General features: G+C 66.0%; 16 protein-coding genes. 4 read left to right on the top strand and 12 right to left on the bottom strand.

The genetic code is table 11. From position 1 onward, the window contains the following. Positions 1–18: 18 nt before the first annotated feature. Positions 19–2,499, top strand: a complete 2,481-nt coding sequence (locus B7K26_RS12675; protein ID WP_084079556.1) for a lysylphosphatidylglycerol synthase transmembrane domain-containing protein — start codon at positions 19–21, stop codon at positions 2,497–2,499. A gap of 168 nt (positions 2,500–2,667) precedes the next feature. Continuing rightward, on the top strand, positions 2,668–3,972 hold the full coding sequence (locus B7K26_RS12670; RefSeq protein ID WP_084079555.1) for an MFS transporter: 1,305 nt from the start codon (positions 2,668–2,670) through the stop codon (positions 3,970–3,972). A 1-nt stretch (position 3,973) separates the two neighbouring features. Here B7K26_RS12670 and B7K26_RS12665 read toward each other — a convergent pair whose 3' ends face one another. Then, the gene (locus B7K26_RS12665) at positions 3,974–4,579 is read right to left on the bottom strand and encodes a TetR/AcrR family transcriptional regulator (RefSeq protein WP_084079554.1); all 606 of its coding nucleotides are present in this window, start codon (positions 4,577–4,579) and stop codon (positions 3,974–3,976) included. Between the two features lie 418 nt (positions 4,580–4,997). Between B7K26_RS12665 and B7K26_RS12660 the strand changes: the two genes are divergently transcribed. After that, positions 4,998–7,406 carry an alpha-L-rhamnosidase gene (locus B7K26_RS12660; RefSeq protein ID WP_234998819.1) on the top strand — a complete coding sequence of 803 codons (2,409 nt, stop codon included), beginning with the start codon at positions 4,998–5,000 and terminating at the stop codon, positions 7,404–7,406. A gap of 59 nt (positions 7,407–7,465) precedes the next feature. Here the strand turns inward: B7K26_RS12660 and B7K26_RS12655 are convergent, their stop codons facing one another. Then, a complete protein-coding gene (locus tag B7K26_RS12655; RefSeq protein ID WP_084079552.1) occupies positions 7,466–9,703 on the bottom strand; it encodes a glycoside hydrolase family 2 protein in 2,238 nt (745 codons plus the stop codon). Between the two features lie 220 nt (positions 9,704–9,923). On the opposite strand from B7K26_RS12655, the gene B7K26_RS12650 reads away from it, so the two are divergent. After that, entirely contained in the window at positions 9,924–11,111 is a 1,188-nt protein-coding gene (locus B7K26_RS12650) for an AraC family transcriptional regulator (RefSeq protein ID WP_084079551.1), read from the top strand. Positions 11,112–11,127: 16 nt separating this feature from the next. On the opposite strand, the gene B7K26_RS12645 is transcribed toward B7K26_RS12650, so the two are convergent. From B7K26_RS12645 to B7K26_RS12600, 10 genes are all read right to left on the bottom strand, one after another. Continuing rightward, positions 11,128–12,915, bottom strand: coding sequence for a family 43 glycosylhydrolase (locus tag B7K26_RS12645; RefSeq protein ID WP_143340711.1), 1,788 nt, complete (start codon positions 12,913–12,915; stop codon positions 11,128–11,130). 11 nt (positions 12,916–12,926) lie between these two features. Next, on the bottom strand, positions 12,927–13,898 hold the full coding sequence (locus B7K26_RS12640) for a Gfo/Idh/MocA family protein (RefSeq protein ID WP_084079550.1): 972 nt from the start codon (positions 13,896–13,898) through the stop codon (positions 12,927–12,929). A 5-nt stretch (positions 13,899–13,903) separates the two neighbouring features. Beyond that, entirely contained in the window at positions 13,904–15,715 is a 1,812-nt protein-coding gene (gene uidA, locus B7K26_RS12635) for a beta-glucuronidase (RefSeq protein ID WP_084079549.1), read from the bottom strand. Between the two features lie 60 nt (positions 15,716–15,775). After that, the gene (locus B7K26_RS12630; protein WP_084079598.1) at positions 15,776–16,588 is read right to left on the bottom strand and encodes an SDR family NAD(P)-dependent oxidoreductase; all 813 of its coding nucleotides are present in this window, start codon (positions 16,586–16,588) and stop codon (positions 15,776–15,778) included. 84 nt (positions 16,589–16,672) lie between these two features. Beyond that, the gene (locus B7K26_RS12625; RefSeq protein WP_084079548.1) at positions 16,673–17,893 is read right to left on the bottom strand and encodes a glycoside hydrolase family 1 protein; all 1,221 of its coding nucleotides are present in this window, start codon (positions 17,891–17,893) and stop codon (positions 16,673–16,675) included. Positions 17,894–17,950: 57 nt separating this feature from the next. Continuing rightward, positions 17,951–18,832, bottom strand: coding sequence for an ATP-binding cassette domain-containing protein (locus tag B7K26_RS12620; RefSeq protein WP_084079547.1), 882 nt, complete (start codon positions 18,830–18,832; stop codon positions 17,951–17,953). Then, on the bottom strand, positions 18,829–20,628 hold the full coding sequence (locus B7K26_RS12615) for a dipeptide/oligopeptide/nickel ABC transporter permease/ATP-binding protein (protein ID WP_084079546.1): 1,800 nt from the start codon (positions 20,626–20,628) through the stop codon (positions 18,829–18,831). Before B7K26_RS12615 ends, B7K26_RS12620 begins: the two co-directional genes overlap by 4 nt. Beyond that, positions 20,628–21,569, bottom strand: a complete 942-nt coding sequence (locus B7K26_RS12610) for an ABC transporter permease (protein WP_084079545.1) — start codon at positions 21,567–21,569, stop codon at positions 20,628–20,630. Before B7K26_RS12610 ends, B7K26_RS12615 begins: the two co-directional genes overlap by 1 nt. A 207-nt stretch (positions 21,570–21,776) precedes the next feature. After that, positions 21,777–23,366 (bottom strand): ABC transporter substrate-binding protein, encoded by a 1,590-nt coding sequence (locus tag B7K26_RS12605; protein WP_084079544.1) that lies wholly within the window; start codon positions 23,364–23,366, stop codon positions 21,777–21,779. 193 nt (positions 23,367–23,559) lie between these two features. Next, positions 23,560–25,029, bottom strand: coding sequence for a glycoside hydrolase family 43 protein (locus tag B7K26_RS12600; RefSeq protein WP_084079543.1), 1,470 nt, complete (start codon positions 25,027–25,029; stop codon positions 23,560–23,562). Position 25,030: the final 1 nt, after the last annotated feature.

The following is a 25,030-nucleotide window of genomic DNA, read 5'->3' as shown; positions in this document are numbered from 1 at the left end:
CCTCCTACACTCGGAGCCATGGCCGGCCCCGGAGCGACGCAGGAGGACTCTGCCAGCGTCGATCCGCTTCGCGGCGTGACGGTGGTGGACGCCCCCGAGACGCGCGTGCACCGCGTCTCCGACATCCTCGCGGCGAGCCTCACGGTGCTCGGCATCGTGCTCGTGCTGCTGCTGGGCGCCTACGGCACCGCCACCACGGAGGGCCTGACCGAGGACGTCCAGGGCTTCGCCCGCGTCCTGCAGCGACTGCTTGTCGCACCGGTCAACATCTTCTCCGGCATCGTCACCATCGTGGTGCCGCTCGCTGTGGTGCTCGACCTTGGCTTCCGGCGCGAGCCTCGCCGCATCCTCGAGGTGATCGGCGCGGGAGTGCTGGCGTTCATCGTCACCGTCATCGCCGCGATCACCACCCTCGAGTTCGGGGCCGATGAGCTCATCACCTCGCTGTCGGTGCGCGGCTCCGACGGGGACATGGTGGTGCAGCTTCCCGCCTACCTCGCCGCCGTCGCCGCGATGCTCACCGCGGCCGGCCTGCGCTCGACGAGGCGCGTGCTGTCCGTGTCGTGGCCTTTCGTATGGATCGCCGCCGCTGTCGGCGTGATCTCCGGCATCGTCACGCTTCCCGCCGCGGTAACCGTGGTGCTGATCGGCCGTGCCTCGGGCCTCATCCTGCGCTGGGCCGTGGGCTCCACCGCCGACCGCGCCTACGGGGCCACGCTTGCCGACGGCATTCGGCGGGCCGGGTTCGAGCCTCGCCGCATCGTCCGCGCCGACCACCGCGATACCGACGTTCCCGAGACCCAGGACGACGTCGCCGCCGCGATCGGCCGCACCCGCTCCGGCCGCATCTACGCCGTCACCACCGTCGAGGGCCACCACCTCATCGTGCTCGCGCTCGACGGTGATCAGCACACCGCCGGCTTCCTCACCAAGTGGTGGCGCACGCTGCGCTTCCGCGGCATCGACCCGCGCGCCGAGGTCAGCCTGCGCCACGCCGCCGAGTCCACCGCGCTGGTCTCGCACGCCGCGCGCGCCGCCGGGGTGCGCACCGCCCGCGTCCTCGGCATGAGCCAGGCACGGGACACCATGCTGGTGGTCTACCAGCGCCCCGTCGCCGCCCGCGCGCTGTCCGACATGACGGCCGATGAGGTGGACGACGCACTGCTGGACGCCGTGTGGGAGCAGTTCGCGCAGGCGCACGCCGCAGGTGTCTCGCACCGCCAGATCACGTCCGACACCATCCTGGTGAGCGACGGCGAGGACACCGGCGCCCCGCTCGTGTGGATCACCAGCTGGGACATGGGCGAGGTCGCCACGTCGACGCTCGCCAGGCGCCTCGACAACGTGCAGGTCCTCGCCGCGACGGCCACCATCGTGGGGCCCGACCGTGCCGTCGACGCCGCGTTCCGGGCGCTGGGCGAGGGAATCGTCGAGCAGGTCGCGCCGCTGCTGCAGGCCATCGTGCTTCCCCGCTCCACCCAGCGCACGCTCAAGGCGCAGGGTGACGTGCTCAAGGACACGCGTGCGGCCATCGTCACGCGGGTGCCCGATGCGGAGATCGAGCAGCAGAACATCGCCCGTTTCGGATGGCGCACCGTGGTGCTCTTCGGCGCCGCCGTCCTCATCGGCACCGTCATCCTCACCTCGTTCAACACCCAGAACGTGGTGGGCGCCCTCAGCACCGCGAACCCGTGGTGGATCCTTGGCGCGCTGCTGTGGTCCTTCGTCACGTACGTGGGTGCCGCGCTCGCCATGCTCGCCTTCTCTCCCGTGCGGCTGCCGTGGATGCGGGTGCTGCTCGCGCAGGTTGCCGCGGGGTACATCGCGGTCGCCGTGCCCGCCGGCGTCGGTCCCGCGGCGCTCAACCTGCGCCTGCTCACCAAGCGCAAGGTCACCGGGCCCCTGGCCGTGGCGACCGTCGCCCTGGTGCAGGTCTCCGCGGTGGTCGTCACCGTCATCGGCCTCCTGACCCTCACCCTGGTGACGGGGTCGCAGGGAACGCTCGCGGCGCTGCCGTCGACGGCGGTGCTCATCGGCATCGGCGTCGCTGCCGTCGTCATCACGGCTTTCATGCTGATCCCCAAGGTGCGGCGCTGGACGCTCGCCAAGATCATGCCGACGCTGCGCCAGACCTGGCCGCGCCTGGTGCAGATCCTCGGCCAGCCCTGGCGCCTGGCCGTGGGCCTCGCGGGCAACCTGGTGCAGACCGTCGCCTTCGTGGGGACGTTCTTCTGCACGCTCGAGGCGTTCGGCCAGGACCTCGCGATCATCGACGTCACGATCCTGTTCTTCCTGTCCAACGCCGTCGGCGCCGTGGTGCCGACCCCCGGTGGACTGGGCGCCGTCGAGGCGTCGCTCATCGCGGGCCTCGTGGGCGCGGGAGTGCCGACCGCCGTCGCGACCCCCGTGGTGCTGATCTACCGCGTGATCACGTACTGGATCCGCATTCCGCTGGGGTACCTCGCCATGAACTGGCTCACGCGCAAGGGTGAGATGTAGGGATTGGTCCCTGACGGGCACTCCCGTCGATCACGCGCCTGGCCGACGTCAGAGGACAGGTCACCCGCCTTGTTTGGCAACCGGTTGACAAATAGTGCGATCCGATGCTCAAATACAGCGTCGGCGGCACCGTAGTCGCCTAGATCGATTCCGAACAACGAGGTTCTTATGAGTCACCCCGAACCCGACGCCGTTGCCACGGCCATGGCCACCGCCGCACCAGAGAAGGCGGCCCCGCAGCTCGCGAGCGAGCCGCCACGTTGGCCCAAGCGATACATGGCACTCATGTTTGCGGCGCAGTTCGCCATCCCGATCGCCACCATTGCACCCGGAACGTTTTCTCTCGCCATCAAGGTCGAAGAGATCAACCCGGACGCCAAGAACTCGCTGCTCGCGATCGTGCTGACCACTGCGGCGGTCGCTCTCATCTTCGTGAACCCCGTCATTGGCATCCTCAGCGACACCACCCGTTCTCGCATGGGGCGACGTCGCCCGTGGATGCTGGGCGGACTCGTCGCGGGCCTGGCCGGCTACACGATGATTGGCGTGAGCGACAACTTCGCCGTGGTGCTGACAGGCTGGCTCGTGGGATACCTCGGGCTCGTCACGACCGGCTCGATGATCCTTACCCACATGGGCGACAAGCTGCCCGAGTCTCAGCGAGGGATCGTTGCGGGAATCAATGGGGCTGTGACTCAAGTCGCATCGATCGCGGGCATCGTGCTCGCCGGAGCCTTGGTCACGATGCCCGTCGCGATGTTTGTCGTGCCGGCAGTCCTCGCATGCATCGGGTCCCTGATCTTCATGGTCCGCATGGATGACCCCTCGAGCCTCTACCTCGACGCGACGCGGGTCAAGATCACCACCGTCTTCCGGCACATGGTGTTCGACCCCCGCGACCATCGCGACTTTGCATGGGCATGGATCAGCAAGCTTGCGGTGTTCATCGCGCTGTACATGATGTCGATCTACTCGGTCTATTTCCTCGGCTCGCGGCTCGGACTCGACGACGCCGCCGTCGCAGCACTGACCGCCACCGCGGGCGGGGTCAGCATGATCTTCACCATGGCAGGCGCACTCGGCTCGGGCGTCGTCTCCGACCGCATCGGGCGCCGCAAGCCCCTCGTGATGGCGAGCGGCCTGATCATGGCGGCCGGCTTGCTGACGGTGGGCCTGGTGACCTCGAACATGATGTACATCGTGGGCACCGTCATCTTCGGGCTCGCGAGCGGGATCTTCGGCGCGGTCGACCAAGCACTGATGCTCGATGTCCTCCCCGACCGTACGGCCGCCGGTCGCTGGGTCGCCATCATGCAGCTGGCAAACGAAATCCCGAAGGCCGTCGCGCCCGCACTCGCCGCCGGGATCGTGCTCCTCGCAGGTGACGACAACTACCAACCTGTGTACTTCGTCGCCGCGGGGTTGGCGCTCGTCGGTGGCCTGCTCGTCGCGCCCATCCGGGGCGTCCGCTAGGTCAATCTGACGGTCCCGCCACCAGCCCCAGCACCACCTCGACCAAGTGGAGGACGTCGCGTTCGGGATCGAGCAGGGATTGAATCCGCGCGCCATCGACCAGCGCCTGCAAGAGAGTGACCTTGTCCGACGCCGTCAGGACTTCTTCACCTGTGCCGACGAGGACGGTGTCGCGGAAGTTCGCCCGCATGCGCTCACGCCGGCGCACGAAGAAGTCATGGGCGGGGTGATCGGGGTGGGTGGCCGCAATGGTCAGCGCCAACCAGTTCCGTTGCAATCCTGGGTCCGCGAACTCCTGCCGGAAAATCGCATCAATGATCTCCGACCGCGTGGCGTGCGCATCTTGCAAACGCTCGCTCACGGCGGCGTCCTCTTGATCGCGCAGTTCAAGCGCCGCGACCAGCAGTTCGTCCTTGTCCGCATAGTGGCGCAGTACTGCCGCGTGAGTGACGCCCGCACGTGCGGCGATGTCACGCAGCGACGCGCGCTCGTAGCCGTGCTCCGCGAAACTCTCCAGTGCCGCTCGCGCCAACTGGGCTCGCCTGGCGGGGGTCGAGGAGTTTGGCCCTCGCCTGCGCACCTCCGCGCCGGCTCCTTCGTCTGCCATCGCGCCGCCTCCCGTCACCGGACGCCGCCGCGCTTCTGCGCGTCGCCGTCAGAGCCTATCGCTTGTTTAAAGTAACCACGTTGGTTACTGTTTCTTCACGATCGTGGCGCGTAGGGGACCACTCAAACCGCCACCCTTACGGCCGAGCCCACCCAGACGAAGGAGTCTCATGAACGCTCCATGCTCCATCACCCCGAGCCGCCTCCGCGTCGATGCAGGCGGAGACACCGTGACGGTGACGGGGAGCGAGCCTCGGCTCACGTGGACACCCGGCCCCGGCGCGGACAGCGCCGCCGTGTACGAGATTGAAACGCGCATCGACGATGGCCCAACGAGCATTCACCGCGTTGCCCAGGGCACATTTGAGGTGCCGTGGCCTTATGAGCCCCTTGCGAGCCGCCAACGCGTCGCATGGCGCGTGCGTGCCACCGGAGGCGAGTGGAGCGTCCCACATTCGTTCGAATGTGGTCTGCTTGATGAGGATTGGAGCGCCGCATGGCTTGCCCTGCCAGCGTCGGCCGAGGCCTCCCGCGGACACCTTCCCGCCCACACCTTCAGCCAGGCATTCACCGTCGACGCCGACGTCGTGCGGGCGCGCCTCTACGCCACGGCGCTCGGAGTTTACGACGCCACAGTCAACGGGGCGCGCGTGGGCTCCACCGAGCTCGCGCCAGGAACGTCCTCCTACGACATCACCCTGTACGCCCAGGCGTACGACGTCACGGACCTGATCGTCGCGGGAGCCAACAGACTCGAGCTCACCGTGTCCGCCGGGTGGTACCAGGGGCTCGTGGGGGCTTTTCGCATCCCCGCCGAATGGGGCGACACCCCCGGAGTACGCGCGGAGGTCCACCTCGACCTCCGTGACGGCTCACGGCGCGTGATCCGTACGGATCATTCGTGGACCGTTTGCCGCTCACGCATCGTCGCGGCCGACCTCATGGAGGGTCAAAAGGTCGACCTCACCGCCGAGTCAGAGCCCATGCCCGTGACTCTCCCCGCCGTCCAAGCACCCCCTGTCTCGTGGTCGCCGGCGCCGCCAGTACGGGCCACCGCCACCTTGAGGGCGGCCTCGGCGTGGCAAGTCTCCGACTCCACATGGGTCATCGATTTTGGCCAGAACGCCTCGGGCTGGATTGCGATGTCAGACCTCGGGACACGCGGCACGCGCACGACAATTGAGTACGGAGAGTTCGCGTACGACGGTGGGGATCTGCAAACGCGCCACCTCGACTCGCATCGGCCGGGTGAACCGACCAAGCAGTTCGTGCAACGCGACGAAGTCATCTCCGATGGCTCGGGCACGACGTTTGAGCCCCGGCACACCATCCATGGCTTCCAGTTCGCGCGCGTGACGCGCGACGGCGCGCCGTTCGATCCCGCTTCGGTGTCGATGCGAGTGGTCCATACGGATCTCGAGCGCACGGGATCCTTCTCATGCAGCGACGCGGCACTCAACCGCCTCCATGAGATCGCCGACTGGAGCTTTCGCGGTAACGCCGTCGACGTGCCGACCGATTGCCCCACGCGCGAACGCCTCGCCTGGACCGGCGACTACCAAGTGTTCGCACCCACGGCGACACGCCTCTACGACGTGCTCGGCTTCTCGCGCAAGTGGCTGAGGTCCGTGCGGGACGACCAACTTCCCGACGGACGTGTCGCCAACTTCTCGCCGGACGGGCGCCGCATCAAGCTCAAGCTCAACGACCAGTTCGCGATGATGACCGGCTCGGCAGGCTGGGGCGATGCCATCGTGCTGGTGCCGTGGGAGATGTACAAGTCCTACGGCGACGAGACGGTCCTCACAGAGAACTGGGACGCGATGGTCCAGTGGGTCGACTGGGCTGCAAGCAACGCTCGGTCCGCGCGCCACATCGCGCGCCAGCGCACCCAGCCCGAAGCCGCGCCTCATGAGCAGTACCTGTGGGACGGCTCATTTCACTGGGGAGAGTGGACTGAGCCAGTGCCTCGCAACGCGGACGGCTCGCGCGCGAATCCGTTGCAGGACAACCCCATGGAATGGTTCATGGCGGACAAGGGGGAGGTGGGCACCGCTTACCTCTACCTCTCCTCGTCTACGCTCGCGAGCATCGCCGTGGTGCTGGGTAAGGGAGAGGAAGCTCGACGCTATGAGGAACTAGCGGCGAAGGTCCTGGACGCCTGGCGGACCGAGTACCTCATGGGCGACGGCCGCACGGCGGGCGACTCCCAGGCGGGCTACGCGCGAGCCCTGTCGTTCGGCCTTATCCCCCACGACCAGACCGATGACGCCGCGGCGCGCCTCGTCGAGCTCGTGCACGAGGCTGACGATCACCTCACCACAGGCTTCCTCGCTACCGGGCACCTGCTGCCGACCCTGTCCGATGCCGGTCATGCCGATGTCGCGTACTCCCTGCTCTACCAGCGCACCGAGCCCTCCTGGCTGAACATGGTGGGCCGCGGCGCGACGACCATCTGGGAAGACTGGGACGGCGTCGACCTCGAGGGCGAGCCGCACGAGTCCCTGAACCATTACAGCAAGGGCGCAGTCGTCCGGTTCCTCCACACCCACACCCTGGGGTTGCGTCAACCGGCGGATTCTGTGGGCTGGGAGCGGTTCACCGTGCGGCCCCACCCGCATGCGAACCTCACCTGGGCGAAGGGCCATCACGACACTCCGCGTGGTCGGATCACGGTGGCATGGCGCGTCGAGGGCGATCAGCTTGAAATCAGCGTCGATGCCCCGGCGTCCACGTCCGGGACAATCGTCGGTCCCCTGGGCGAGTCCATCGCCGTCGACGCCGGCGGCACCGTGGTGCGAGTCCCTTTGGCCGCGGCCACGGCCTGACACGACGAAGCGGGCCCGCCACATGGCGGGCCCGCTTGCACGGCCGTTTAACGGCCCCGTTACTTGGCGATCAGGTTCAATTGCGCGTTGAGCGCCGCCACCTGCTCGGGCGGCACGCTGCCGGCCTGGCTCAGGAGCTTCTCCACGCTCATGCGGTCAACGATCGCCTGCATCGCAGGCGGAATCTCGACCCCGCGGCCCACCTCTCCGCGGCTGGTAGCCATCGCCTCCATGACCGTCGCGAGGAGCTGCGCGCCCGCCTCGGTCTGCTTGATATCACCAAGGCTGTCGCGGATCGAGAAGTAACCCTCGGGCGCGGGAAGGTCCGCGTCGTCAAACCAGTTGGCGATAGTCGTGGTCGGCATCACCTGCGCTTCGGGCACACTCTCCACCTTGCGCACCTCGATCGTGTCCGACACCCCGTCGGCGCGCGCGGTGATCCGGTGCTCGCCCGTGATCGGCACATCGAAACGGAATACCCGGTCGCCAGTGGCGACACCATGTACCTTGCCGTCGACCTCGAGGGTGACCTCGCGCTGATTGGAGTACACGACCACCTCGGTGTTCGCCTCTGCGCGATCAGGGCGGCGACGACCCGCGACGTGCACGAACGGTTCAGTCGACCATGCCGCCTTATAGACGTAGAACGCATCCTTCTTGAGGGTGCGATCGAACGAGACGAGGCCCTTCTGGTTGCGGCCAGTCGCACCACCCTCGTCACGGCCGGCGGAGCCGAAGTCCGCGAGGTTCCACACGTGGGTCGCCCACAGCCAGGGACGCGCTTCGATCATCTCCACCATGTGCTCGTGATAGAGCGCCTGGTAGGTCTCCGTGTAGTCGCCCTTGGTGGGGTTTGCGGATTGGTACAGCGGGTTGGCATCGGCGCCATACTCCGACAGGCCGATAGGCGTCGTCGGGTTCGCCGTGTGGAAGTCGTCGAGCCACGTGTCGTTGTCCGGGGCCTCGCCCACATACCAACCGAAGTAGAGGTTGTAGGACATCACGTCTGGCAGCGTCACGAGCGGGTGGTCCGTCTCGAGCAGGAAAAGGTTTGCCATGACCGTGGGGCGAGTGCCGTCGAGCTCGTGGGCGAGGTCATTGAGGTCGTGATGGGCGGCCTGCACATCCTCGCCAGCACCGGCAAGCGTGATCTCGTTCGACAGGCCCCAGCAGACAATGCTCGCGTGATGGCGGTTCTGCACAATGAGCTCGGTGAGCTGATCGCGGGCGTTCTGGACCGCACCGGGCAGGAACACCGTGATCTGCGGAATCTCCGCCCAGACAACGAGACCCGCCTCGTCGCAAAGATCGTAGAAGCGCTGATCGTGCTGATAGTGCGCAAGGCGGACCGTGGTCGCGCCAATCTCCTTGATCAGAGCGAGATCCTGCTGCTTCATCTCCTCGGTGATCGCGTTGCCCACACCCTGGAGATCCTGGTGGCGCGACACTCCACGCAGGGGGTACTCCTCGCCGTTGAGCAGGAACCCACGATCAGCGTCGATACTGAATTCGCGGCACCCAAAGCGCAGCTCCACACCATCGACGATCTCTTCGCCGACGAGGACCTCGGCCCGCGCCGTGTACAGGTGCGGGTCACGAAGACCGTGCCAGCGGCGCACATGATCGATGACGAGAACGGCCTCGGCGGCGCCCGCGACGACAGGAACCGTGACGTCTGCCTCACCGTCGATCGTGAACCGGACCCGGGCCTCGGCGGCACCAGCAACGCGCGCGCTCAGCGCGACGTCCGCGCGGTCACCCGCGAGCGCGGGCGTCACCTGCAGACCCGGGCCGTCGTCGTGGAGTACGAGGTGGGTAGCGGGCACCTCGATGAGGCGCACGTCGCGATAGATGCCGCCATAGAACGTGAAGTCCGCCCGCTGGGGGTACACCGTCTCGTTCGCGGCATTGTCGACGATCACGATGACGGTGCCCTCGCCATCGACAAGCGCGTCGGTGAGGTTGACGCGAAACGTCGAATAGCCGCCGTCGTGCTGACGTAGCACGCGCCCTCCCATGGAGACGAGGGCGGTGGAGTTCACGCCCTCGAACTCGATCCAGGTCTCGGCCGCACCCGCATTTGCGACGATCTTGCGCGCGTAGGTCGAGCGGCCACGGCGGTACTCGCCGCCCGCTTGCCCATCGACCGCGTTCCACGTGTGCGGAACGGTCGTCGCGGCGCCCTCTGCCGCCACCTGTTCCCAGGTCGAATCGAGGGGCATCTCCGCGGGGGCGAAGGCCCAACCGTCGAGGATGAGGGCCTCTCGCCGGTGGGCAGGGGCGAAACGGGTGGTCATGGCGGGCTCCTTTGGCGCATGGGGCCGACACTCGTCGGCCTGTGCTCACGGTAGGAGTCATGTGCCCGCAGGTGATAGGACTCATCATGCAGAACTAGAATGAATTCTGCAGAACTGCGAGACTAGGTGGGGAGCAACGGTGCACGGCTCACGGCGAACTGGCAACGATGCCCCGGCCAGGGCCGCGATTGAGGCGATTGAAGAGGTCCTCGGCTGCTCCGTGCAGATCACGACCGCCCTCGCCTCCACCTTGACCGTGTTCGAGGCCGACCACTGTTTCGATCCCGAACTCCAGCCCGCCTTGACGGCTTCTGTACTGCGACAAACGATCGAGGATATGCCGACACAGGTGATCCACGAACTCTGCGAGCCACTGGGGATGGCGGTGGCATTGGCACGGTGGGGAACGCATGTACTGATCGTCGGTCCGTACACGCACGAGGCGATCTACCCAGAAACCGTGCCCGAACTGGTGAGGGCGAATGCCCTGCCGCGATCACACGCCGCGCTGTACCGCCTCTACCGGACGCGCTACGCGATCGTCGACGCGGAGTATGCCCATCGCGGCGCTTCCGCCGCCCTCCGCGCTGCAGGCGTACGCGACTCGATCGGAGCTCTTCAACGGATCATGGCAGCGGGTGGCCGCCTCGACCCAGACGCGGACGAGGCGCGGCAGTCGGCATCGCTCGAGGTCGTCGAGGAGAGATACCGACTCGAGCAGCGCTTCATGGACGCAATCGCGGACGGGTCGACACACGAGGCCCTGGACACCCTCGCGCGCCTGTCGAGCACCCCTTCGACCATCACCTATCTCACTACCCCCTACCTCGGCACCACGATTCTGAGGATCATGGCGCGTGTGGCAGCGCAGCGCGGCGGGGTACCTGGAGTCACGATCGACGCGATCTCGCAGGAGTATGCCCAGCGCCTGCATCGGATTGGCCACACCGCCGATGCTCGCCGTTCTGCCGAGTTCAACGCGCAGATGATCTCCGCGTTCAGTCGCGCAGTACGCCGGCACCAGCGGGCCGGCTACCCGCCGATCGTCAGGCGGGCTCTCGATGAGATCGAGCTCCACCTCAGTCAGCCGGTGTCCCCCACCGCACTAGCGGCACGGATCGGCGTGTCGACCTCAACCCTCACACGACGGTTCAAGGACGCCACGGGCACCACCATCGCGAAGTACGTTGCGGAGCGTCGCGTTCACCGTGCGACGCGGCTGCTCGCGACCACCTCGAGAACCGTTCGCGACATCGCCGCGTATGTCGGTTACGACGACGCGAACTACTTCGTGAAGGTGTTCCGCCAGGTACACGGCGTCACGCCAACCTCCTACCGCTCAGCGCACGCACATGCACCGGACTTGCCCGAACGTCGCACCACGACGCGGCAGTCCGCTGACCGCTGACCGCTGACCGTTGACGTCACTCCACCTCGGCCGCGACCGCTCGCACCGGCTCGCCTCGCGAGACGCCACTACCGTTGAAGGCGTCCACTGCCACCCACACATCCGTGCCGGCATTGAGGGCAGGGATGTCGAGGCGGGTCGATCCGTACACCATCCAGCTGCGATAGAGCTTGTCGGCGCGACTGCCGAACCGCACGTTGTAGCCGAGAGCGCCCGCGACACCGTCCCATTCGACGACGGCGGTGCGGCCCTCGGCGCGGACAGCCCTAGGCGCATCCACGGCGCTTGGCCGTTCTCCAGGCGCACGCCCGAACACTCGCAGGCCGCTGACGGCGAAGGTCCCTGAGAACGGGACCTGAAGGCCGATGACCCGCACGTGGCGCAATGGCGTGGCCGCGTCGAGCACGATGAGCGCGTGAGGACGATCGCGGCCTTCAGCGGCGCCGTCGTGCAGCACGTCCCAGGTCTCACCGTCCACGGAGCCCTCGATCCGGATCAGTGCCGCATCGTGCTCGCTGTAGATGCTTCGCCAGGTGTGGCCCATGTCGGCGCCGTCGGTGTTTTCGGGAGCGCTCGATGCGAGGTTCTCGTCGGCGAGGTTGATCTGCAGTGCGGAGACGCGCATCTCCTCGCCCAGGTCGACGGCTATCCACTCACCCTCGCCCGAGGAACCCGCTGCCCACCAGGTCCTGATGTCCTCGTCGGTCGCCTTGTCGGACGTGAACCCCTCCTTGGCGGACGACGCAGACGTCGTGGCCTTGTAGGACAGCAGCATCCACTCGGGCTCGGTGACGTCCCGGGGATCCACCGTGGTGCGGGGAACCGCCGTCGGGTAGTCGGCAAACTCCTGATTGCAGTACAAGACGCCGTCATCGTCGAAACCGGCCGGAAAGATCCCGACCCGACGCTCAAAGATGTCGTTCACGCTAATCCGCATCGTCGCCGCGTGCCACCAGTTGCCGTGCTCATCCTCGAAGGTGCTGCCGTGGCCAGCGCCCGTGATGAACCCTCCCGGCTTATAGGAGAACGGACTTTCGTCGGAGTACGTGAACGGACCTAGCGGGGAATCGGACACGAAGTAGCCATCCGCGTACGTGTTCCACTGGGTGCCAGGTCCCGCGTATTGGAGGTAGTAACGCTCGCCGACGCGGGTCATCCACGCACCTTCGAGAAACGGGCCCGCCGCGGAGAACTGTGCGATCTTGCGCTCGAGGTCGGTCGTGGGCTCGGGCACCACGTGGTTCTCACCGGGGCGCTCCCAGCCGCGAGTCTCCACGTCCGCGTGTATGAGTTCAGCTGGATCTCCGATCGGACGCAGCTGGTCGTCGAGTTCGACGCCGTAGATGGGGAGCACTGCGTCACAACCCCAGTACAGGAAGACTCGGCCGTCATCGTCCTGGAACACCGCCGGGTCCCAGAAGGCGAAGCTGCCGGGGCTGACCTCGATGAAATCGTCGGATAGCGGGTTGTCGCTACGGAAAAACGGGCACTCCTTGCCCTTGCGCGAGGCGCTGATGAGGAGTGAACCGTTGACCACACGCACGTCCGGGGCGTAGTCGTACGCAGGCAGCTTTTCCGTGGGCTGGTACGTCCATGAAGCAAGGTCCGCGGAGTGCCAAAACCCCCGGGACATCGACACGAACATGAAGTATCGACCCTGGTAGCGCACTATCGAGGGGTCGGCCGCTTCGCGATGCACGCTGCGGCGCGCGGGCGCGATCTGCATGCCCTGGACCATGCCGGAGAAGCGTGTTTCCTGGTAGCGGTACTCGAGGTCGAGCGGGTTGCAGTAGTAGTCGGTCACGCGTGCTCCGTTCAAGGTGTGGGGCGCGTCGCGGCGCCCAGGATCATGTCAAGGGTGCGCGCCACAGCGACGGTGGTTTCGCCGTCGTGCGCAGGGTGCTGCCTCAGACCAGCCGCGAGCGCGTCCTCCACCGAGGCGAGCATCGGGCCGTACCCATTGCCGACGCGCGGATGGCTGACGGGCCCAGGAGACTGGAAGATGCGCTCCATCGAGCCGGCATGCACCTTGGCCGACGAGCCCGCCCAGAACATCGGATCGATCGAGATCCATCCACGCTCGCCCGCGACGGCCGCGGAGAGATCGAGGAACTCCATGCTCGACCATGAGATCTGCGAGAAGCCCCGCTCGTGCTCAAGCGTCGCATGGCCACGGACATCGACGCCGTCAACGAAGGTGGCCTGAGCGTGCACCGCGTTCGGTTCGCCGAGGAACCAGTGCGCGAGCGTCACCGCGTAGATGCCGCGATCGAGCAGGGAGCTGCCACCCTGCTCCGGCCGCTGCACGCGCGGACGTGGAAAGAAGGGCGTGCCGAAGCTCGCACGCACGCTGCTCGGCGTACCGATCTCGCCGGACTCGACCCGTTGACGGACGTCGACGTGGAGTGGATTGAAGCGCATCCACATCGCTTCCATCGCGAAACGGTCGGCGCGCGCCGCAGCCTCGAAGATGTCCTGCACCTCACGCGCTGAGGTAGCCATCGGCTTCTCGACAAGCACGTCCTTGCCCGCCTCAAGAGCCACTACCGCGATGTCGCGGTGGGTGTGTGCAGGCGTCGCGATGTAAACGATGTCCACGTCGTCGCGTGCGAACACTGCCTCCCGATCGACGGTGCTCGCCTCGATACCGTGCGCGGCAGCGAACGCCTGGGTGCGCGCCTCGTCGCGCCCCCAGACGGCGGTGACCTCGGCGCCGGGCGTGCGCTTGAGGTCGGCGAGAACTCGTGCGGAGATGTCGCCCGTTCCGATGATTCCCCAGCGCGCCATCGGCGTCAGCCCTGCCCTGAGGCGTCGGTGCCGGGCTTGCGTCCCGCGAGACCCGTCCAGCGCTTGCGGAGGTCGAAGGCGACCGACTTGGGGCGACGGTCACGCGTGAAGACTCCCTTCTTGTTTCCGCCGACGCGGTGAATGGCGTTGGTGGTGGCGAAGTCGGCGAAGTTCCAGATCTGCTCGCCCACGAACTCGGGGAACCGGTCGAAGACGCGGTGGTTCATCTCCAGGTAGTCCCGCTGGTACTCCTCGGTCCACACCTGCGTATGTACGGAATGGAGGCCCTCCATCGTGTCTGCGCCGTACTCGGTCATCATGATCGGTTTGCCGGTGCGCTCAATCCACCCCTTGATGTCCCCCGCCAGGTACATCTCTGCGGTCGCGAGGTCGCCGGATGCGACATACCAGCCGTAATACCTGTTCATACACACGACGTCGAAGAGGTCTATGCACTGGTCGTTCTCGAAGGTCGCAAACATCACCAGCGCATAGGCCATCGGTCGGGTCGGATCGAGCTCCCGTGCCAGCGTCACGAGAGGCTCAAAGTACTCGCGTGCGCCGTCCTCGTTCGAGGCAGGCTCGTTGGCGAGGCACCACATCACGACCGACGGGTGGTTGCGGTCGCGAGTGATCAGCTCGCGAATGTGTTGCGCGTGCGCCGCCTGGGTGATGTCGTTCGCGTACTGCTCGGAGAAAGTGGGAAACGGCGGCGTACCGGACATGCCGCCGACGACTCCCATGTTGAGACCCACCGCCGCTGTCTCATCAATGACGACGATGCCGTGGCGGTCGGCGAACTCCAGCACCTCCTCGGCATACGGGTAGTGGGAGGTGCGGAACGAGTTGGCGCCGATCCAGTCCATGAGGTGGAAGTCGTGCACCATGTACGCGTCGTCGTGCCCCTTGCCGCGGACGGGGGTGTCCTCGTGCTTGCCAAAGCCCGTGAAGTAGAACCGCTCTCCGTTGATCAGGAACTGGGTCCCGCGCACCTCCACAGTGCGCACGCCAACGGGAAGCGTGTAGGAGTCGATGACAGCGTCGCCGTCGAGTAACTCGACGGTCAGGTCGTAAAGGTAGGCAGATCCCGGCTTCCACAGGGTCACGTCGGTGACACTGAGGACGCCCGATGCTCCAGTCGCCTCCGCGACCACGGCACCGTCCGCATCGGCAAGGCTGACGCGGACGGCGCCGGAGCCGGAGCCGGCGACGTCCGCGCGATAGGTCACCGCCCCGTCGGCCCCCTCGTAGTCCGTCGTGACGACCACGTCCTCGATGCGGTCATGGGGTGTGGTGCACAGCCACACCGAACGTGCGAGGCCCGCGTAGTTGTAGAAGTCGTGGAAGTAGGTCTGGCTCTGCCTGCCGGTCATTCCCACCTCGATCTTGCCTGGGGGGATCGTCTCGTTGGTGAGGTCGCCTGACACGGCGACGGTGAGCCGGAATGGCTGTCCGGCGTCCACATGGTCGGTGACGTCGATCGCGAAGGGCGTGTAGCCGCCCACGTGCTCTCCGACGAACACGTCGTCTACGTATACCTTCGCGGCGTGGGTCGCGGCATCGAAGCGAAGATAGATGCGCTCCGCGCCCCAGCCGCGCGGCACCTGAACCATGCGCTGGTAATAGGCCCAACCCACGTGGTTGCGGATCTCCTCGTCCACGAACAGGTCGTTGTAGCTCGCCGGCACCGCCGCCTCGAGCGAAGTGTCGAGGGGAGCCTCCCACGGACGCTGCCCAAGTCTGGAGTCAAGGTCGAACCGCCATGTCCCGTCCAGGCTCACCAGCTCACGGGTGGGCGTCATCTTGGGCTTCAGCATGGGTGATCCTTCGTCTTAGTCGCGTTGCTCTCGTATGCTGCTCGCGCCGGATGCGCTCGGCTATGCCGTGGCTCCGGCGTCGGCGAGAAGGGTGCTTCCGGTCATGACCGCGGAGAGATTCGATGCACAAAAGAGCGCGACCCGCGCGATGTCGTCGGCGGTTCCCTGCCGGCCGATGAGGGTGGCGGGCGCGGGCATGGAGGGCACGCCTTCACCCGCGGCTTGTGCCGCCTGCATAGTGGCAGCACCGGCCGCCATGGTGCCCTCGGTCATGACAAACGTGGGCGCCACGCCGAGCACACGGATCCCGCGCGGCGCGAGCTCGATGGCCGCCTGACGCGTCAGTCCACGCACCGCGTGCTTCGAACTCACGTACGCGGACAGTCCCGGCGCCGTCCCCTCGAAAGCGGCGAGCGACGCGATGTTCACCACGACACCGCCGCTCTCACCCATCCGCGCGGCAGCAGCCTTAATGCCGTTGCGAACCCCGCGGACGTTCACGGCGAAGACCCTGTCCCAGTCATCGTCGGACATGACATCGAGTGGCGCAGACGGGAACAAGCCCGCGTTGTTAACCCACACGTCCAGGCCACCGAGCTCGGAAACCACCAGCGTGGCAGCGCGGTCGACGGACTCACCATCCGCGACGTCCACAGCGATGCCGTGCGCGCGTACACCATGCTCCTCGGCGATCGCGCGCGCAACGCTTGACGCGGCGTCACCGTTGCGGTCTGCGATGGCGACCGACGCACCCGCCTCGGCAAGGCGGTTCGCGATGGCCCGGCCGATTCCCTGCGCGCCCCCGGTGACCACCGCGACGCGGCCACGCAGCGAGGTGAGGTCTGACAGTGGGGGCACGACGACGTCGGGCATGGCGAAGTTCACGGGTACTCCTGGAATCGGGGTGAGGGGGAAATCGGGGCAGGGCGCCGGCCACAACGGCCGGCGCCCTGGGGATCACGCGAGCGCGTTTGCTTTGGCGACCCGGCCCAGCCACGCGAGGCTCGGCTTGGGGGTGCGCTCGAAGGTCTCGCGGTCAACCGCGATGAGGCCGAAGGTGGGCTCCCAGTGACCCCACTCGAAATTGTCGAGAAGGCTCCAGTGGAGATAGCCACGCACGTCGATCCCGTCCTCTATCGTCGCGTGCAGTCCCTCGAGTGCTTCGCGGGTGTAGCGCACGCGCTGCGAGTCGTCCGCGGTGGCGATCCCGTTCTCGGTGATCATGATCGGCGTGTGCTCGCTCACCTCCCAGGCGTGGCGCACGGCCATCGCGAGCGAGTCAGGACGGAACGCCGTGCCGACGAGCGTGTTGTCGGGATGCGGCGGGTGTGGCACGAGACCGTTCGCGTCGACCTCCTGGCTCGAGTAAGCCTGCACTCCCACGAAGTCGTCGCCGCGACTGCCCTCCCAGTACACATCCTCCTTGCCGTAACGGATCTGGAGGAGCTTCTCCTCGCCGCCTGGCGCAGCAGTGAGCGCGCCGGCAGCGATGGTCCATCCCACCTTGGCACCCGTGCGCTCGCGCACGATCGCGCGCGCGGCGTGGTGGATGCGCCCGAACAACTTGCCGATCTCGGGGTCCGCGTAGGTAAGGAACTCGCTGTGAGACTGCTTCTTGTCCTCGTCACCTTCCGCCTCGACGGTGGGGCTGGTCCACTCGCCGCCCCCAGCGCCAAGGTGGCGCATCATCGTCATGATCGCCGCCTGCATATTCGGCTCGTTCATGGTGACGACCCACTCGACGCCGTCAAGGATGGTGCACGCCTGCTCCACGTAGGCGCAGAAGAGTTCCTCGGCCTCGGGGCCGTCCCAGCCCCCGAGCGCTGCGAACCACTGAGGGGTGGTGAAGTGCTGCAGGGTCACCACGGGGGTGACGCCGTTGTCGAGGCAGAAGTCGATCATGCGGCGATAGTGCGCGAGTTCCGCCTTCGAGAAGTATCCGCGCACCGGTTCGATGCGGGACCACTCGAGGCTGAAGCGGTACGAGGTGAGGCCCGCCTCGGCAAGCAGCGCGATGTCTTCGCGATAGCGGTGGTAGCTGTCGACGGCGTCACCCGACAGCTCCATGCCTGGCATCATCTGCTCGCGAGCCCACCAGTCGCTGTTGACGTTGTTGCCCTCGATCTGGTGCCCGGCGGTCGCGGCACCCCAGAGAAATCCGTCGGGAAATGTAGTCATGCGATGTCCTTAGTAGTCGTGTTGCGGCCGCGGGGCCGCGGGAATGTGGAGGCGTGCTTACGCGGCGTCAGGTCGGGACGCAGAGGATGCCTCCGTCGCGCTGAGGTGCTCTTGAGCTGCTCGCAACTCGCGACGCTCGGTACGCCGCTGCGCTTGGAGGCCCGGGTCCGCAATCGGCGCGGCGAGGAGCAGGCGTTGGGTATAGGGGTGCTGGGGCGTCACCGTGACGTCACCCGTGCGGCCCTGCTCGACGATGTCACCGGCGTACACCACGCCGACGCGATGGCTAATGTGGCGAACCACCGCGAGGTCGTGCGAGACAAACAGGTACGCCACTCCCGTCTCACGCTGAATCTCGATGAAGAGGTCCATGACGGTCGCCTGCGTCGACAGGTCGAGCGCTGATACCGGTTCGTCACACACAATCAGCCTGGGACCGGGGGCCAAGGCGCGGGCGATAGCCACGCGTTGACGCTGACCTCCCGAGAACTCTCTCGGGAGACGTTGGGCGGCGTTCTTCGGGAGGCCCACGCGGTCGAGGAGGTCGAGCACTCGCCGCGTCGCCTTCGCCTTGTCCCAACCCTGGACAATCAACGGCTCGGCAAGCGTGGCGCCAATCGTCAGGGACGGATTTAGTGAGCTGTACGGGTCCTGGAAGACGACCTGGATCTCACGCGACAGCTTCCTCCGCTGCTGGGCATTCATGCTCGCGAGGTCGTGGCCGTCGTACGTTAAAGTCCCACCAGAAATCGGCGCTAGCCCGAGAATGGCTCGTCCGATGGTGGTCTTCCCCGACCCTGACTCACCGACGATGCCGAGCGTCTCACCCCGGCGAATAGTGAAATCGACGCCGTGCACGATCTCCACGGGGGGCTTGCGAAAGCCCTTGACGGGGTATGCCACCTTCAGGCCCTTGGCTTCCAGCAACGGCGTGTTCATCGTGCCCCCTCTCGCGCACCCGCCGCCGCCATCGGCGGATCGGTACGAATCGTCTCTTCGTCGAGGATCGAGTTCAGCAGCATCTTCGTGTACGAGTGCTGCGGATTCGCGAAGACCTCCACCGTCGTTCCGGACTCGACGATCTCGCCCTGCTGCATGACCGCGAGCCGATCACAGATGTCCGCCACCACGCCGAAGTTGTGGGTGACGAGGATGATGCCCATTCCCATCTCAGCCTGCAGGTCGCGCAGCAAATCGAGAATGTCTGCCTGGACTGTGACGTCCAACGCGGTGGTCGGCTCGTCGGCAATCAAGAGCTTGGGCTTGGGAGCGATGGCTCCCGCAATCAGCACACGTTGAGCCATGCCGCCGGAAATCTCGTGAGGATACGCACCGAACGTGCGCGCCGGGTCGGGAATCCCTACACGACCCAACAACTCGAGTGCCCGCTCCTTCGCAGCGGCCTTCGACACCTGCGTGGAGGCCATGATCCCCTCGACCAACTGCCGCCCCACCGTATAAACGGGGTCCAGGTTCGCCATCGGCTCCTGCGGGATGTACGCGATGGAGGAGCCGCGCAAACGATTCAGGTCGGCCTGAGACATGCCGAGAAGCTCGCGGCCCTCGAGACGCACTGACCCCCTGGTCACGATGGCCTCGGCGGGAAGGACTCCCAGCACACCAAAGGCAGTTTGAGTCTTACCTGAGCCGGATTCGCCCACAAGTCCAAGCGTCTCGCCCATGCGAATCTCGAGATCCACACCACGGACCACCTCGTTGAGGTGACCACCCGGCGAGCGATACGCGATGCCAAGGTCACGCACCTGCACGAGCTGCCCAGAATCGGCGACGTCGTCGGCCGCAAAGCCCTCGACCACAGCGGTGGCCTCGATCTTCTCGGCCTTCGGCCTCGCTCCCTCGAACGTGTCTCGCAGCGCATTTCCGAACAGGACGAACGCGCCGTTCAGCACACCAAGGGCGACAGCGGGCCAGATGTACTGGGACGGTGCGATGTAGAGGTTGCGGAAGCCGTCGCTGATCATCGATCCGAAACTGGGGATCTCCTTGGAACCGACACCGAGAAACGCGAGTCCCGCCTGCGTACCGATGGCTGAACCGAAGAGAAACGTCGTGGCGACGATGACGGGCCCGCGCACCACGGAAAGGATGTGGCGTCCAAGGATGCGGAAATCCGTCACGCCGGACACCCGCGCCGCGTCGACGTACAGCTCTCGGCTCACCCCCACCGTCTGGTTGCGGACGATGCGGTAAATGCCAGGGGTGAGCAACACGCCGAAGATGGCCATCGTCCAGCGATAATCACCGCCCGTCAACGGCATCAGAACGATCAACAGGAGCAGACCGGGGAAGGTCTGAATAATCGTGGCACCCCACTCGACGGGCGTCCGAAAGCGATCGAAGTAGCCACCAATGAGGCCGAGGGTCATGCCGATGATGAGCGCGATGCCAGCACCGATGATGCCGGCGACCATGGCCGTATTGATCGAGTGGAGAAGCCTCGAGAGGATGTCGCGACCTGTGGCATCCGCGCCGAGGGGGTAGCCCTCGGTACCGGGAGGCGCGTTGGTCGCCGACAGCACCACCTCGTTGGGCCCATGGGCCGGGATCACGTTGGCGAGAAGCCCCAGCACGATGAAGACGAGGATGATGCTTCCCGTGATGACGGCCTGAGGGTCCCGAAGCAGCCGCTGAAAGGCATTGCGGCGCACTTCGTTTTCTTCCGCCGACGCCGGGAGTGCGGATGTCACCACGTCGGAGGTGATCTCGGTAGCCATTAGTACTGCCTCGCCTTCGGGTTCAGCCATCCATTGGCTACGTCGATCAAGAGGTTCACGCCGATGGTCAGTCCCACTCCCCACGCAGTGAGGCCCATGAGCACGGGAAAGTCACCCTGGAGGGCAACGTTGAAGCTGTACGTCCCGAAGCCGGGCAGGGCGAAGACCTGCTCAATAAAGAGCGCAGCGCCGAAAAGAGTGATGAAGGTCAAACCAAAGACGGTCAGCGCGGGTCCGGCGGCGTTGCGTAGCGCATGGCGAATGATGATGGCGCGCATGGGCACGCCGCGCGTGCGCAACGTACGGATGTAGTCCTTGCGAAGCTCGTCGATCATCGTGCCGCGCACCTGGTTCGCCATGTTTGCCGCGCCGCCGAACGCCATAGCAATGACCGGCAAGGTGATGGACTGAAGCCACTTACCGGGGTCCTCACTCAGTGGCGTGTACCCCGTCGCGGGGAGCCACTGGAGATTGACCGCAAAGACCACCACGAGGACGATCGCGATGAGCAGGTTGGGAATCAGGTACCCCGTCAGCATGAGCCCCTGGGCCGCCTTGTCGACGGCGCCACCTCGCGTAGCAGCGAGCGTCCCGAGCACAATCGCCACGATCGCTGAAATGATGAGCGCCGGCCCCACGATCGACAACGTGACGGCGAGTCGGCTTGGTAGCGCCTCGATCACAGGCTGACCGGTGAAGAACGACGAACCGAGATCGCCATGGACCAGGTTGTTCAGCCACTCCACGTAGAGCACCGGCACCGGCCTGTCGAGGCCAAGATCCGCCTTCATCGCGGCGATCGAATCGACATTTGCGGCCGCACCCAGCTTGCTGCCGATGATGCTATCGAACGAGAAGCTGAGCAGCCACATGGTGGTAAACGAGACGATGACGAAAAGGACGATGCCGAAGAGCACCCGTCTCAATGTGAAAAGCAGCATTGCTCCACCCTTGCTTTGACTTTCTTCCTACGTATGCGCCAGTGCGACGAGGGCCCTGCGACAGGGTTTCGCCGAATATCCTCTGCCGCATCGTCGCGGCAGTACTGGGCGAGGATGCGGCCATTCAAACATATTTGACAACCGATTGCCAACCCGCGAGGCCGACGTGCGCCGGGCCGTCGGGATGTCCCGACGGCCCGGCCGAGGTCAGCCTGCGCTGACGCCGTAACTCTCGATGCGAACCGACTGCTGGCTCTCGGTACCGATGTACTCGTATCCGGTGCGCGAGGCGAACTGCTGCCCAGTGAAGAACAGCGGGGCATACCAGGCGAGCTCCGTCGCCGTGCGGTTGATCTCTTGGTACAGGTCCCCAGCCGTCGAAGCGTCAGCGACGGCGTCGGCCTCCGCGAGAAGCGGGTCGAGCTCGGGGTCCGTCGTGCGGAACGGGTTGAGCAACGCTGTGGTGCCGTAGTAGTCATCGACTTCATTCGGCGAGGGCAGGGTCGAGGCGAACCACATGACCACGGGGTACTCGCCCGACAGCAGCGCCGACACGGTGTCCTGCGGCGGAACCGAGGTCCAGTTCACCGTGATCCCAATGTCAGCCAGCGCCTGAGTCACCGCTGGCTCGAATGTCGTCGTATACACGAGGGACGGCATGTCGATGGTGAAGCCGTCTCCGTACCCCGCCTCCTCCATGAGCGCCTTCGCGCCCTCGAGGTCGTAGGGATAGTAGCCCTCGAGCTCGGGGTCGTACCCGGAGGTCGAGGGGAAGAACATCTGGTGCGCGGGGATGCCGGTGCCGCCCAGCAGGTTGGTGACCATACCCTCACGGTCGAAGGCCATATTGATGGCCTGACGGACCCGGACGTCTGCGAGGGCCGGAGCTACAGTTCCGTCTCGATCCGCGATATCGATGAAGATCGACGAGCTCGCCTGCAACGACTGAAGGGTGAAGTTCGCGTCTGCCTCAAACTGCGGCGCTACCTGGGACGACACGTTGGCGATGTCAAGCTCACCCGCACGCAGCGCGTTCTCGATGGCGGTCGCATCGGCGATCACGCTCACCGTGATTTCTTCGAACGGGTAAGCGTCGGCGTTCCAATAGTCGTCGCGCTTAGTGAGGACATACTCGGTGCCGGCGAGCGATGCGTCGGTGTCGAGGACGTACGGGCCCGCACCGATGGGCTCAAGGCCGTACGACTCTTCCGTCATCAGCTCCGGGTCAGCGATGATCCCAATGCTGCTCGTCAGATCGAACAGGAAGCCAGGGTCGGGCTGGCTGAAGGTGATCTCGACGGTCGTCTCATCGACGGCCTCGACGCTCTCGATGCGGTCGGTGAGCGTCTGATTGGAGCCCGGGTTGTCACGCACATACAGCAGCGTCGCGGCGTAGTCCTCGGCCGTGGCGGGACCGCCATTGGAGAACGTCAGGCCCTCGCGAAGATGGAGCGTGAGCTGCAGCCCGTCGTCCGAGTACTCGTACGACTCGGCGAGGTGGGGCACGAGCTCCCCATCCGGACCGATGATGAACATCGTGTCGTAGATCGAGCCCCAGATAAGAGCGTCAGTTCCGCGCTGCATCTGCACAGGGTCAAAAGGGGACGGCGCGCGGTTCGTAGAGATCTGGAGCGTGGTGGGCCCCGCGACGGCGGCCGTGGTCTCCTCGGAGGATCCGGACGGCTCGGCAGCGCCCTCGTTGCTCGAACAACCGGCCAGGGCGACAAGCGCGCCGATGGCTACGGCCGCACCGGCGCGCATCCGCGTCGACGGCGCACGTGGCGTCATGTGCTGCATGTGAACTCCTTTGTCGTAAATGCAGAGGTCCGAGAGGTGCGGGGGCGTCACGCCCGTCCTTCTCTGGCACCCTTAGTGAACCACGGTGGTTACTCTTTAAGCAACCGGTTGCCTAGAGCGTGACCGAATCGTTGTCATCGACTCGTGTCGAGGCGCGGTCCCCCCGGGAGTGCGGGTCGCTCGGGAGTAGAACCTAAGCCGCGGGAGCAGCGATCGACGTGTACGTCACCTTCGCAAATGTTGCTGACCCGCCGAGCGCTTCAAGCGCGAGCATGCGACCGGTAAAGCCCCCGGCGACCTCCGTCGAGAGGTGACGACCGTCGAGCTCGGCAAGGACTAGGCGCTCCCCCTGGCGATCCACCGCCAGCGTGACGGTGTCGGGCCCAAGCCCAAAACCCGAGTTCCCGGCCGTGCGTGCGTTCAGCACCACACGGTCGCCCGGGAGCGACTCCACACCGGCGAAGATCTGGTCGAGTGGCGCGCTGACGGCTCGGGCACGGATGGTGGACCCCACGCGCTCGATGCCGTACCAGTGGCTGGCGTCCAATCGGACAGAGACGCACAGGTCCCCTTCACCCAACTCCACCACGGCTTCCCAGTCGTGATCGGTCACTCGGCGGCAGAGTGCACGGCCCTGCTCGCCCGCGTCGGCCGCACGGCCTTCACCCAGGCGCACCCCGCCGTCGTGGGGAAGCGTTGCGAGGTCACGCGGAGCCTCGCCCGGGGCGACCCAGTGCGGGTCGAGGCCTCCTTGGTCGAATTCATCGGTATACGAACCGTCGACCCGGGGCGCCAGAAAGCTCTCTTCGTCGACCACTGGCCATCCGTCGACCCAGTCGATGCCTACCGCGAAGGTCTCTCGTCCCAGCACGTGGAAGCGCGGGAAGGAGCCCCGCTGGCGAATGCCGAGGTGCACCATCGCCCAGCGACCATCGGCGAGTTCCACCATGTCGCCGTGACCCGTTGCCTGCACGGGCGCATTGGTCGAGCGATGCGTATAGAACGGGGTCTGCGGGCAAGATTCGTACGGGCCGCCAATCTCGAGCGAACGCGCTATCGAGATTCCATGCCCCGTGTGCGTGCCGCCTTCGGCAACGAGCAAGTACCACCATCGGTCGCGCCGAAAGACGTGTGGTCCCTCGCACTCAGCGAGTCCGCTCCCCTCCCAGATCACTGTGTCGTCGCCAAGGACGGTCCCGGTGAGCGGATCGATTGCCACCTGGTGGATGCCCGAGGGCATGAATCCCTTGTACGTGAGGTAGCACGTTCCGTCCTCGTCCCACGTCAGGTCGGGATCGATGCCCGGGGTACCGGGAACGAAGACCGGAGACGACCACGGCCCAGCAGGGTCGTCGGCCCAGGTGATCATTTGGCCGTTCATCACCGAACGGATACTGGTGGTGGTCAGCCAGAACCGGCCATCGTGATGGCGCAGGGTCGGAGCAAAGATCCCCTTGCTTGCGCCCTCCGCACCGAGGGGCGCGTTGACTGACGCCGCGTCCGGCAGGGCGTGTCCCACGAGTTCCCAGGATACGAGGTCTCGAGATCGGTGGATGGGCACGCCGGGCACGTATTCGAACGATGAGTTGGCGAGGTAAAACCACTCACCTACGCGACAGACGGAAGGGTCCGGGTGAAAGCCGGCGATGATGGGCGTGTCCATG

Origin of the sequence: Demequina sp. NBRC 110057, assembly GCF_002090175.1 — a bacterium.
Classification (GTDB): domain Bacteria; phylum Actinomycetota; class Actinomycetes; order Actinomycetales; family Demequinaceae; genus Demequina.
This window is presented reverse-complemented; position numbering and strand designations above follow the sequence as displayed.

What these genes read in the sequence shown, in the direction of transcription:
- B7K26_RS12620 (WP_084079547.1), bottom strand. Translation starts at nt 18,832, where the DNA reads ATGAACACGCCGTTGCTGGAAGCCAAGGGCCTGAAGGTGGCATACCCC.
- B7K26_RS12640 (WP_084079550.1), bottom strand. Translation starts at nt 13,898, where the DNA reads ATGGCGCGCTGGGGAATCATCGGAACGGGCGACATCTCCGCACGAGTT.
- B7K26_RS12670 (WP_084079555.1), top strand. Translation starts at nt 2,668, where the DNA reads ATGAGTCACCCCGAACCCGACGCCGTTGCCACGGCCATGGCCACCGCC.
- B7K26_RS12605 (WP_084079544.1), bottom strand. Translation starts at nt 23,366, where the DNA reads ATGCAGCACATGACGCCACGTGCGCCGTCGACGCGGATGCGCGCCGGT.
- uidA (WP_084079549.1), bottom strand. Translation starts at nt 15,715, where the DNA reads ATGCTGAAGCCCAAGATGACGCCCACCCGTGAGCTGGTGAGCCTGGAC.
- B7K26_RS12610 (WP_084079545.1), bottom strand. Translation starts at nt 21,569, where the DNA reads ATGCTGCTTTTCACATTGAGACGGGTGCTCTTCGGCATCGTCCTTTTC.
- B7K26_RS12630 (WP_084079598.1), bottom strand. Translation starts at nt 16,588, where the DNA reads ATGCCCGACGTCGTCGTGCCCCCACTGTCAGACCTCACCTCGCTGCGT.
- B7K26_RS12615 (WP_084079546.1), bottom strand. Translation starts at nt 20,628, where the DNA reads ATGGCTACCGAGATCACCTCCGACGTGGTGACATCCGCACTCCCGGCG.
- B7K26_RS12655 (WP_084079552.1), bottom strand. Translation starts at nt 9,703, where the DNA reads ATGACCACCCGTTTCGCCCCTGCCCACCGGCGAGAGGCCCTCATCCTC.
- B7K26_RS12665 (WP_084079554.1), bottom strand. Translation starts at nt 4,579, where the DNA reads ATGGCAGACGAAGGAGCCGGCGCGGAGGTGCGCAGGCGAGGGCCAAAC.
- B7K26_RS12625 (WP_084079548.1), bottom strand. Translation starts at nt 17,893, where the DNA reads ATGACTACATTTCCCGACGGATTTCTCTGGGGTGCCGCGACCGCCGGG.
- B7K26_RS12600 (WP_084079543.1), bottom strand. Translation starts at nt 25,029, where the DNA reads ATGGACACGCCCATCATCGCCGGCTTTCACCCGGACCCTTCCGTCTGT.
- B7K26_RS12675 (WP_084079556.1), top strand. Translation starts at nt 19, where the DNA reads ATGGCCGGCCCCGGAGCGACGCAGGAGGACTCTGCCAGCGTCGATCCG.